Origin of the sequence: Streptomyces sp. NPDC058308 (assembly GCF_042880275.1) — a bacterium.
Lineage (GTDB): Bacteria > Actinomycetota > Actinomycetes > Streptomycetales > Streptomycetaceae > Streptomyces.
In genome coordinates this window covers 19,382-30,091 of record NZ_JBHVZA010000009.1, presented here as the reverse complement: position 1 = coordinate 30,091, position 10,710 = coordinate 19,382, and the positions used below count along the sequence as shown (strand labels likewise).

10 protein-coding genes are annotated in these 10,710 nt (G+C 73.7%); 7 read left to right on the top strand and 3 right to left on the bottom strand.

Translation table 11 applies throughout. From position 1 onward, the window contains the following. Window positions 1–145: 145 nt before the first annotated feature. Window positions 146–1,570, bottom strand: coding sequence for a dihydrolipoyl dehydrogenase family protein (locus ACFVYL_RS14405; protein WP_389715461.1), 1,425 nt, complete (start codon window positions 1,568–1,570; stop codon window positions 146–148). A gap of 165 nt (window positions 1,571–1,735) precedes the next feature. On the opposite strand from ACFVYL_RS14405, the gene trxA reads away from it, so the two are divergent. Beyond that, complete coding sequence (gene trxA, locus ACFVYL_RS14400) at window positions 1,736–2,131, top strand: thioredoxin (RefSeq protein WP_389715460.1); 396 nt, start codon at window positions 1,736–1,738, stop codon at window positions 2,129–2,131. A 23-nt stretch (window positions 2,132–2,154) separates the two neighbouring features. On the opposite strand, the gene ACFVYL_RS14395 is transcribed toward trxA, so the two are convergent. After that, complete coding sequence (locus tag ACFVYL_RS14395) at window positions 2,155–3,189, bottom strand: LacI family DNA-binding transcriptional regulator (protein WP_389715458.1); 1,035 nt, start codon at window positions 3,187–3,189, stop codon at window positions 2,155–2,157. A 169-nt stretch (window positions 3,190–3,358) separates the two neighbouring features. Here ACFVYL_RS14395 and ACFVYL_RS14390 point away from each other — a divergent pair, with 169 nt between their 5' ends. Together ACFVYL_RS14390 and ACFVYL_RS14385 are read left to right on the top strand one after the other, a co-directional pair. Next, window positions 3,359–4,789, top strand: a complete 1,431-nt coding sequence (locus ACFVYL_RS14390; protein WP_389715456.1) for an amidase — start codon at window positions 3,359–3,361, stop codon at window positions 4,787–4,789. Between the two features lie 103 nt (window positions 4,790–4,892). Further along, window positions 4,893–5,324 carry a type II toxin-antitoxin system PemK/MazF family toxin gene (locus ACFVYL_RS14385; RefSeq protein ID WP_389715869.1) on the top strand — a complete coding sequence of 144 codons (432 nt, stop codon included), beginning with the start codon at window positions 4,893–4,895 and terminating at the stop codon, window positions 5,322–5,324. On the opposite strand, the gene ACFVYL_RS14380 is transcribed toward ACFVYL_RS14385, so the two are convergent. Then, entirely contained in the window at window positions 5,309–6,154 is an 846-nt protein-coding gene (locus ACFVYL_RS14380) for a TIGR02452 family protein (protein ID WP_389715867.1), read from the bottom strand. The genes ACFVYL_RS14385 and ACFVYL_RS14380 overlap by 16 nt on opposite strands. A gap of 159 nt (window positions 6,155–6,313) precedes the next feature. On the opposite strand from ACFVYL_RS14380, the gene egtA reads away from it, so the two are divergent. The 4 genes from egtA to egtD are packed head-to-tail and all read left to right on the top strand — an operon-like array spanning window position 6,314 to window position 10,708. Beyond that, window positions 6,314–7,654 (top strand): ergothioneine biosynthesis glutamate--cysteine ligase EgtA, encoded by a 1,341-nt coding sequence (gene egtA, locus ACFVYL_RS14375; RefSeq protein WP_389715455.1) that lies wholly within the window; start codon window positions 6,314–6,316, stop codon window positions 7,652–7,654. Next, window positions 7,651–8,994, top strand: coding sequence for an ergothioneine biosynthesis protein EgtB (gene egtB / locus ACFVYL_RS14370; RefSeq protein ID WP_389715453.1), 1,344 nt, complete (start codon window positions 7,651–7,653; stop codon window positions 8,992–8,994). The genes egtA and egtB overlap by 4 nt, the downstream gene beginning before the upstream one ends. Beyond that, the gene (egtC, locus tag ACFVYL_RS14365; RefSeq protein WP_389715452.1) at window positions 8,994–9,749 is read left to right on the top strand and encodes an ergothioneine biosynthesis protein EgtC; all 756 of its coding nucleotides are present in this window, start codon (window positions 8,994–8,996) and stop codon (window positions 9,747–9,749) included. The genes egtB and egtC overlap by 1 nt, the downstream gene beginning before the upstream one ends. Beyond that, window positions 9,746–10,708 (top strand): L-histidine N(alpha)-methyltransferase, encoded by a 963-nt coding sequence (gene egtD, locus ACFVYL_RS14360; protein ID WP_389715451.1) that lies wholly within the window; start codon window positions 9,746–9,748, stop codon window positions 10,706–10,708. Before egtC ends, egtD begins: the two co-directional genes overlap by 4 nt. Window positions 10,709–10,710 lie beyond the last annotated feature (2 nt).

Here is a 10,710-nt window from a genome sequence, read left to right as displayed (position 1 = left end):
GGGGGGGGCGGGTGGTGGCCCCCGCGGCCCCCTTTGTCGTGGAGGTGTTTGTGGGCGGCTTTTGGGTCCGCGCCCGCGCCCGGGCCGTCGCCGGGGGACCCCCCCCCGCCGACGGCCACCGCCAGTGGGGTTCAAAGATAGGCTCTCAGCCCCGGTACGTCTCAAGCAGCCGCAGCCACACCTCGCTGATCGTCGGGTAGGCGGGGACCGCGTGCCACAGGCGGTCGAGGGGGATCTCGCCCGCGACCGCCATCGTCGCCGAGTGGATGAGTTCGCCGACGCCGGGGCCGACGAAGGTGACGCCGAGGAGGATCTCGCGGTCCAGGTCGACGATCATGCGGGCGCGGCCGCGGTAGCCGTCGGCGTAGAGGCCCGCGCCCGCGACACCGGACATGTCGTAGTCGACGGCACGGACGCGGTGGCCCGCGGCCTCCGCTTCGGCGAGGGTCAGGCCCGCGGAGGCTGCTTCGGGGTCGGTGAAGACGACCTGCGGGACGGCGTCGTGGTCGGCCGTGGCGGCGTGCGCGCCCCAGCGGTCGGTCTCCAGGAGCGGGACTTTCCGGGCGCGGGCGGCGATGGCGGCGCCGGCGATGCGGGCCTGGTACTTGCCCTGGTGGGTGAGGAGCGCGCGGTGGTTCGCGTCGCCGACCGCGTACAGCCAGTCGCTGCCCTCGACGCGCAGGCTCTCGTCGACCGACAGCCAGGAGCCGGGTTCCAGGCCGACGGTCTCCAGACCGATGTCGTCCGTGCGCGGGGCGCGCCCCGTGGCGAAGAGGATCTCGTCGGCCTGGAGGATCGAGCCGTCGTCCAGGGTCGCCGTGACGGTGCCGTTCTCGCGGCGCACCGCGGTGACGGAGACGCCCGAGCGGACCTCGGCACCCGCTTCCGTGAGGGCTTCCTGGACCAGCTCGCCCGCGAACGGCTCCATGCGGGGCAGCAGGCCCCCGCCCCGTACAAGCACCGTGACGGCCGAGCCGAGGGCCTGCCAGGCGGTGGCCATCTCCACGGCGACGACGCCGCCGCCGACGACCAGGAGGCGGCCGGGCACGTGGTCGGCGCTGGTGGCCTCCCGGCTGGTCCACGGCTTGACGTCGGCGAGTCCCGGCAGGTCGGGCAGGGCGGCGCGGGTGCCGGTGCAGACGGCCACCGCGTGGCGGGCCCGCAGCGTGTGCGCGGTGCCGTCCGTGCCGGTGACCGTGACCTCGCGGGGGCCCGCGATGCGGCCCTGGCCCCGGTACAGGTCGACGCCGACGCCCGTCAGCCAGCCGACCTGGCCGTCGTCCTTCCAGTGCGACGTGTAGTCGTCGCGGTGCGCGAGGACCGCGGGGGCGTCGAGCGGTCCCTGCACGGACTGGCGCAGGCCGGGGACGCGGCGGGCGTCCGCGCGGGCGATGACGGGGCGCAGCAGGGCCTTGCTGGGCATGCACGCCCAGTAGGAGCACTCGCCCCCGACGAGCTCGCTCTCCACGATCGCGGCACTGAGCCCGGCCGCCCGGGCCCGGTCGGCCACGTTCTCCCCCACGGGACCTGCTCCGATGACTACTACGTCGTACGTGATGGCATCCGTCATGAGGACAGTCTGTCGGCAGGTGTGCGCCGTGGCCACACGGGTACGCGCGCGTAATGCGCCGGTGCACATGCGGCACCTTCCGCGCGTACGACAGGCGGAATACGTCCGCGCCACCGGCCGTTGTGCACAGCGGCTACGCCCGACAGCAGGAAGTAGGGACACACCATGAGCAGCGCCACCCTGGAGCTCACCAAGGACAACTTCGACCAGACGGTCACGGACAACGGATTCGTCCTGATCGATTTCTGGGCCGAGTGGTGCGGGCCGTGCAAGCAGTTCGCCCCGGTGTACGAGAAGGCCGCCGAGGCCAACCCCGACCTGGTCTTCGCCAAGGTCGACACGGAGGCACAGCCCGAGCTCGCGCAGGCCTTCAACATCCAGTCGATCCCGACCCTGATGATCGTCCGCGACCAGGTCGCGGTGTTCGCCCAGCCGGGCGCGCTGCCCGAGGCCGCGCTGACGGACGTCATCGGCCAGGCCAGGAAGCTGGACATGGACGAGGTCCGTCGGCAGGTCGCCGAGGAGCAGGCCCAGCAGCAGGCGCAGGCGCAGGGCGAGTAAGGCGGTACTCCGGGCCGTAGCGGTCAGCTGGACTCGCGGTGCACGACGTTCGCTTCGAGCACGTCGTGCACCTCGGGTTCGGCACCCGGGTCGCGCACCACACGGTCGACGAGTTCGGCCAGTCCGCGGCCCGAGGGCAGTTGGATGCGGACGGTGCTGAGCCGGGGCCTGAGGAGTCGGCCCAGCATCAGGTCGTCCGAGCCGACGAGGGCGGTCCTGTCCGGGACGGCGATGCCCTCGTCCTGCAGGGCGCGCATCAGAAGCATGGCGTATTCGTCGTTGTACGCGAAGACGGCGTCGAGGCCGAGGCCGGGCCAGCGGGCCGCGAGCCGGGCCGCTGATTCCTCGTCGTACGCGAGGGGCAGTTCGGTGACCGACGCGCCGGTGGTGCGGGTGCTCTCGACGGCCTGGCGGACCCCTTCGAGACGGGGCCGCGAGAAGTGTTCCAGGCCCGGTTCCTCGGGAACGACGACGCCGATCCGGCGGCGCCCACGGGCCAGGAAGTGCAGGGCGGCGGCCTCGCCGACCCTGCGTCCGTCCATGAGGAGGGCGTGCGCGCCCTCCACCTGGTGCGGTCCCAGGGTGAAGACCGCCTTGGCGCCGGACCGCTTCAGGACGGTGACGCCGCGCGCGCCGACCGCGGAGGCGTAGGGGGCCAGCACGGCCACGGGGCGCAGTTCGGCCCAGGCCCGGGCGGCGTCCTCGCCGGTCAGGCCGAGGCTGGCGTACTGCACGACGGTGTAGTCGAGACGGCCGAGCGCCCACTGCAGCTCGTTGAAGAACTGGCTGAAGAGCGGGCCGATCGGGATTTCCGCGGTGGGCATCAGGACCATGCGGCTGTGTCCGGCACGCAGGCTGCGGGCGGCGGCGTGGGGAACGTAGCCGAGCTCCCTCGCCGCTTCGTGGACGCGGCGGCGCGTGGGTTCGCTGATGCGGACGGCGCTGGTGTTGTTGAGGACGTACGAGACGGTCGCGCGGGAGACCCCCGCCAGACGGGCGACGTCGGCGCTCGTCGGCACGGAGCGCTGCGTGGACTGCTGCTTCGGTATCTGCGCCATGGCCCCGTCATCCTTGCAGATGCCGCCGGTGCGGCCTCGGGCGGGCCGTGGAGCGCGCTCGGTCCGCGGTCCGGTTGCGTGTGTGTGAACTTCCTTTCCCGCGTTCCGCGTTGCCCTACTAGCCGGTTAACGTTCGGGCACCCGTCGTCGAGCGAAGGTGTGGCCCCACATGACTGCCGACCGTGCCGAAGGCCTGGCGCGCACCGCCCGGGCGCTGGCCGATGGAGAGGTGTCCGCGCGTGCGCTGACCGAGCGGACGCTGGCCAGGATCGAGGCGTCGCAGCCGGTGCTCAACGCGTTCAAGCTGGTGCGGGTCCGGGCCGCGCTCGCCGAGGCGGACGCGGCCGACCGGGAGTTGGCGGCGGGCGGCGCGGCCGCGGGGCGGCCGTTGCTCGGGGTGCCGCTGGCCGTGAAGGACGACATGGACGTGGCGGGCGAGCCGACCGCGTTCGGCTGCCGGGGCGACTTCCCGCCGAAGACGGCCGACTCCGAGGCGGTGCGCAGGCTGCGGACGGCCGGGGCGGTGATCGTCGGCAAGACCAACACGTGTGAGCTGGGGCAGTGGCCGTTCACGGAGGGGCCCGGCTTCGGCGTCACCCGCAACCCGTGGAACACCGGCCACACACCCGGCGGTTCGTCGGGCGGTTCGGCGGCCGCGGTCGCCGCGGGTCTGGTGCCCGCGGCCCTTGGCTCGGACGGCGCGGGCTCGGTGCGGATACCGGCGGCCTGGACCCAGCTGGTCGGCATCAAGCCGCAGCGCGGCCGGATATCGACGTGGCCGTGGCCCGAGGCCTTCCAGGGCATCACCGTCAACGGGCCGCTCGCCAGGACGGTCGCGGACGCCGCGCTGCTCCTGGACGCGGCGAGCGGCAGCCACGAGGGCGACCTGCACCGGCCGTCGCCCATCCGGGCCGCCGAGGCCGCGACCCGTGATCCCGGGCGGCTGCGGATCGCCCTGTCGCTGCGGATGCCGTTCACCGCGACGCCCAAGCAGCTGCACTCGGTGGTCAGGGACCGGGTGACGGCGCTCGCGGACCGGCTCGCCGCGCTCGGGCACGACGTGGCGGAGGCCGACCCCCGCTACGGCCAGATCGGGCTGGCGTTCGTGCCGCGTGCCACGGCGGGCATCGCGGAGTGGAGCGAGCGGGTGCCCGACGTCTCGCTCCTGGACCGCCGTACGCGGGAAGCGGTCCGCATGGGGCGGCTGTTGGGGCGGGCCCCGCTGCGGCTCGCGCGCCGTGCGGAGGCCGCGCTGCACAGCCGGGTGGGCGCCGTCTTCTCGACGTACGACGTGGTGCTCGCGCCCACGACGGCCGCTCCCCCGCCGCGCGTCGGCACGCTCGCCGCGCTGAACGGCTGGCGGACCGACCGGGCGATGATCGCGGCGTGCCCCTACGCCTGGCCGTGGAACGTGCTCGGCTGGCCGGGCGTCAACGTGCCCGCGGGCCGTACCCCGGGCGGCCTGCCCGTCGGCGCCCAGCTGCTCGGCCCCGCGGGCAGCGAGCCGCTCCTGATCTCCCTGGCCGCGCAGTTGGAGGCGGACCAGCGGTGGTACGAGCAGTGGCCGGCGCCGCTGCCCGACGCGGCTCCGGCGGCGTAGCGCGCAGGCCGGGCCTGCGGAGCGTCCGCCGGTGCCGCTCCACGGACCGGGGCGGACACGTTCTACGGTGATCCATGTGACTGCTTCCATCGATGACCCGCACATGTCCGCATCACCGGGCCGCTCCGGCGCCACCGCGACCGCCGAGGCCGAGCCGCGCGAGGTGGGCCGGGTGCACACGGAGTACGCGCCGGACCGCGACGGCGATCCCGACCCCGGAGAGATCGTCTGGACCTGGGTGCCCTACGAGGAGAACGACGGGCGGGGCAAGGACCGGCCGGTGCTCGTGGTCGCCCGGGAGGCGTCCGGCACGCTGCTCGCCGTGCAGTTGTCCAGCAAGCGGCACGACCACGACCGCGAGTGGGTGCCGATCGGCAGCGGGCCCTGGGACCGCGAGGGACGCGACTCCTGGGTGGACATCGACCGGGTGCTGCGGGTGCACGAGCGCGGGATGCGGCGGGAGGCGTGCGCACTCGACCGTATGCGGTTCAACCTGGTCGTGCTCCGCCTGAGGGAGCGTTACGGCTGGCGCTGAGCGGTGCCGGTGCGGTGCGCGAAAGCTCTCTCGAACGCGCCGCGCGTCACGGCGCCCTGCGTGCGGTCGAGCACCCCGAACACGACGTGCGCGAACTGCCCGGCGAACCGGCCGCCTTCGTCGAGCAGCGCGCGGAAGGCTCCCGCGACCTGCCCGGGGTCGTTCATGAACACCCCGCAGCCCCATGCCCCGAGCACCAGGCGGCGGTAGCCGCACGCGGCCGCCGTCTCCAGGACGCGTGCGGCGCGCGCGGCAAGGGCGCGCTCGATTCCGGCCGCGCGCTCGGGTGCTTGACGGCGGATCACGCCCGCGTTCGGCGCGGCGGAGGTGAGGAAGCCGACGGTGTACGCCTCGTCGAGGAGCCGCCCGCGGTCGTCCCGGAAGACGGGGACGCCCGGCGAGTGGATCACGCGGTCGCTGTAGAAGGGGTCGCGGTCGGCCCGGTGATGGGCGTAGAAGGCGGGGGCCCGCAGGAGACAGGTGTAGAGCGCGGAGCCGCGGCACAGCGCCTCTTCCTGCGCCTGGGCGCCGTTCAGATAGCCACCGCCGGGGTTGCGGGCCGAGGAGAAGTTCAGCACGGCCACCGGGGAGCCGTCCTCGGCCGTCAGCCTGCGGGCCGCCTCCAGGCTGCTCTCCCCCGTGACCTCGAAGACGGTGTCCACGACCGGCCGGGCCGGTGCCTCCACCGGCTCGGGCCCGTACATCCGCGTACCGGCGCGGGCCGCGGCCACCGCGTCGGCGATCACCGTCTCGCGGCCGTCCGCGGCATACGCGCCCGCCGCGACGATCCGCTCGGTCTCCTGCGCCTGAGCGCGCAGCCGGGCGCTCAGGCCCGCACCCCCGTGTCGTTCATGTCCGCATGGTGAGCTGTGCGCGCCGGGCGGCGCAACCGAAATTCCCGGTACGAGAACGGCCTGAGGGGCACTCTTGTGCGATGGCCCTCAAAGGTTTTGGGTGTGACGAGCAGTACCGGATGGAAGGATCTCCGCATGCCTGAGGGAGACTGTAGGAAACACCGCACCACGCGCCCCACAAGGGCGCGGGACACGGTGTCGGAGGCCGAGGTGGAGGCGCTGGTCCGCGGCATCTGCTTCAAGACCGGCCCACCCCGTGCCATCGGCGTCGAACTGGAATGGCTCGTCCACGAGCCCGGCCGACCCCACCTGCCCGTACCCACCGCCCGCCTCGAAGCGGCCTACACCGCACTGCGGGCCCTGCCCCTGCAGTCGTCCGTCACCGTCGAACCCGGCGGCCAGCTGGAGCTCAGCTCGCTTCCCGCCCCCTCGCTGACAGAGTGCGTATCGGCCATGGAGGCCGATCTCGGCATCGTCCGCGACGCGTTACGCTCCCATCACCTCGCCCTCAGCGGATTCGGCGCCGACCCGTGGCGGCCACCGTCGCGGATCCTGCGCGAACCCCGCTACGACGCCCTCGAAGCCTGCCTCGACCGCGGCGGACCGGCCGGGCGCCGCATGATGTGCTCGACGGCCTCCGTGCAGATCTGCCTCGACGCCGGTTACGAGGAGCCGGGTCCGCTCGGCTACGCGCGGCGCTGGCGGTTCGCGCATCTGCTCGGCCCCGTCCTGGTCGCCGTGTTCGCCAACTCGCCGCTGCAGGACGGCCTTCCCACCGGCTGGCGCTCGACCCGGCAGGCCGTGTGGGCGGGCATCGAACCCGGCAGATCCGGTGCTCCGCCGCTCGACGGGGAGCCGCGCGAGGTCTGGACCCGGCACGCCCTCGACGCGCCCGTCATGTGCGTCAAGAGGGAGCCGGGCGACGGCCCCTGGTGCGTCCCGGAAGGGCTGAGCTTCCGGGAGTGGGCCCGGGCCCGCGCACCGCGCAGACCCACCCACGAGGACCTCGCCTACCACCTGACCACGCTGTTTCCGCCGGTGCGCCCGCGCGGTCACCTGGAGCTGCGGATGGTGGACGCGCAGCCCGGGGACGACGGCTGGATCGTGCCGCTGGCCGTGACGAGCGCGCTGTTCGACGACCCGGAGGCGGCCGAGACCGCCTACCGCGCCGTCAAGCCGCTGGCCGAGCGGTACGGACCGCCGGGCCCCCCCGCCGCGCCGCACAACCCGCTCTGGCTCGACGCGGCGCGGCACGGCATGGCCGACCCCGAACTGCGCGAGGCCGCCGTCGTCTGCTTCGCCGCCGCCATGGACGCGCTGCCCCGCCTCGGCGCGGCCGCCTCCGTGCGGGACGCCGTCGCGACCTTCGCCGACCGCTACGTCGAGCGGGGCCGTTGCCCCGCGGACGACCTGCTCGACGGCCTGCGCGACGCCCGCCACCCCCATGACACGCCTGGGAAGGACTCCCGCCGATGACAGGCTCCACCGCCGACCCCGAAGCCCTCCGGGAGCGCGCGCTGGCCGCGCTCCTGGCCGCCCGGGACCGCACCACCCTCCTCACCACCTGTGTGGAGGAGTCCGAACTGATCGCGCAGCACTCGCCGTTGATGTCACCGCTGGTCTGGGACCTCGCGCACATAGGGAACCAGGAGGAGCAGTGGCTGCTGCGCGCGGTCGCGGGCCGCGACGCGATGCGCCCGGAGATCGATCCGCTGTACGACGCCTTCGAGCATCCACGCGCCGAACGGCCGAGACTCCCGCTGCTGGCGCCCGCCGAGGCCCGCGGCTACGCGGCCGAGGTGCGGGGCCGCGCGCTCGACGTCCTGGAGAAGACGCCGCTGCGCGGCACTCCGCTCACCGACGCGGGTTTCGCGTTCGGGATGATCGCGCAGCATGAACAGCAGCACGACGAGACCATGCTGATCACCCATCAGCTGCGGACTGGCCCCACCGCTCTCACCGCGCCGGACCCGCCACCCGCGGAGCCCTTCGACGGTCCCGCCGAAGTGCTGGTCCCCGGCGGCCCGTTCACGATGGGGACCTCCACCGAGCCGTGGGCCCTGGACAACGAACGCCCGGCGCACCGCCGCCTGGTCCCGCCGTTCTTCATCGACACGACTCCGGTGACGAACGCCGCGTACCAGCGTTTCATCGACGACGGCGGCTACGACACGATGCGCTGGTGGGACCCGGCCGGCTGGGCGATGGTCCGCGAGAACGGGCTGCGGGCGCCGCTGTTCTGGCGCCGCGAGGGCGGTCAGTGGCTGCGGCGGCGCTTCGGGACGGTGGAACCGGTGCCCGCCGACGAGCCGGTGCTGCACGTCAGCTGGTACGAGGCCGACGCGTACGCGCGCTGGGCGGGCCGGCGCCTGCCCAGCGAGGTGGAGTGGGAGAAGGCCGCCCGGCACGATCCGGTGACCGACCGGTCGACGCGCTACCCGTGGGGTGACGCGGACCCCACCCCGGAGCGGGCCAACCTGGGACAGCGGCATCTGCGGCCGGCGCCCGCCGGAAGCTACGCGGCGGGTGAATCGCCGCTCGGCATCCGGCAGCTGATCGGCGACGTCTGGGAGTGGACCTCCAGCGGGTTCCTGCCCTACCCGGGCTTCTCCGCCTTCCCCTACCGCGAGTATTCGGACGTCTTCTTCGGCGGCGACTACAAGGTGCTGCGCGGCGGCGCCTTCTCCGTCGACGCGGTGGCCTGCCGCGGCACGTTCCGCAACTGGGACCATCCGGTGCGGCGGCAGATCTTCTCCGGGTTCCGCACGGCGCGGGACGCCGGGCCCACGGAGACCGCGGACCCGGAGACCGCCTGATGTGCCGTCACCTTGCCTGCGTCGGACCGCCGGAGCCGCTCGGCGCCCTCCTCGTGACGCCCGCGCACAGCCTGTTCCGTCAGTCGTGGGCGCCCCGGATGCAGCGGTACGGCACGGTCAACGCCGACGGTTTTGGAGTGGGCTGGTACGCCGACGGCGACCCCGAGCCCGCGCGCTACCGTCGCACCGGGCCGATCTGGGGCGATCAGTCGTTCGCCGATCTCGCCAGGGTCGTGCGCTCCAGGGCGCTCCTCGCGGCCGTGCGCGACGCGACCGTGGCGGGCGCGGACGGGGAAGCGGCGGCGGCCCCGTTCGCCACCGGGCCGTGGCTGTTCAGTCACAACGGCGCGGTCGCCGGCTGGCCCGGCTCGCTCGCCCCGCTCACCCACGGCCTGCCGCCCGCCGAGCTGCTCTCGATGGAGGCGCGCTGCGACTCCGCGCTGGTGTGGGCGCTCGTCCGGCACCGGCTGCTGCGCGGCGACGAGGCCGGGCAGGCCCTCGCGGACACCGTCCTGGAGGTCGCGGAGGCCGCCCCCGGATCGCGCCTCAACCTGCTGCTCACCGACGGCGACACGATCACCGCGACGGCCTGGGGCGACACCCTCTGGTACCTCGCGGAGCCCGGCCGGCGCACCGTCGTGGCCTCCGAGCCCTACGACGACGACCCCCACTGGCGCGAGGTGCCCGACCGCACGCTGCTCGCCGCCGACCGCACCGACGTACTGCTGACCCCGCTCAAGGAGCCCCCTGCGTGAGCCCGTTCCTGCTGACCCGCACCCTGCCCGAGGACGCCACGGACGCCGCGCTGCGCGCGGACGTCCTGCACGGCCTCACCCACACCCCGAAGTCACTGCCGCCCAAGTGGTTCTACGACGCCCGCGGCAGCGCCCTCTTCGACGAGATCACCACCCTGCCCGAGTACTACCCCACCCGCGCGGAGCGCGAAATCCTGGTGGCCCGTTCCGCGCGGATCGCCGAGGTCACGGGCGCCCGCACGCTGATCGAACTGGGGTCGGGCTCCTCGGAGAAGACCCGTCACCTGATCGACGCCCTGCCCGACCTGCACACCTACGTCCCCGTGGACGTGAGCGAAAGCGCGCTGACCGGTGCCGCGAACACCCTGATCGCGGAGCGGCCCGCGCTCGACGTGCACGCCCTGATCGCCGACTTCACCCGCGGCCTCGCGCTGCCGGGCACGCCGGGACCGCGCCTGGTCGCGTTCCTCGGCGGCACGGTCGGCAATCTGCTGCCCGCCGAACGCGCCGCGTTCCTCTCCTCCGTGCACGCGCTCCTTCAGCCCGGCGACGCGCTGCTCCTCGGCACGGACCTGGTCAAGGACGAGTCGGTGCTCGTCTCCGCGTACGACGACCGGACGGACGTGACGGCGGCGTTCAACAAGAACGTCCTGTCGGTGATCAACCGGGAGCTGGCGGGCGACTTCGACCCGGACGCCTTCGAGCACGTCGCCGTCTGGGACCACGAACGCGAGTGGATCGAGATGCGGCTGCGCTCCACCGCCGATCAGACGGTGAAGATCCACGCGCTCGACCTTGCGGTCGACTTCGTCGCGGGCGAGGAGCTCCGTACGGAGATCTCGGCCAAGTTCCGGGAGGACGGCGTACGGACCGAACTGGCCGCCGCCGGGCTTGAACTGACGCACTGGTGGACCGACGAGAGGAGCCGCTTCGCGCTGTCGCTGAGCACGGTGGCGTAAGA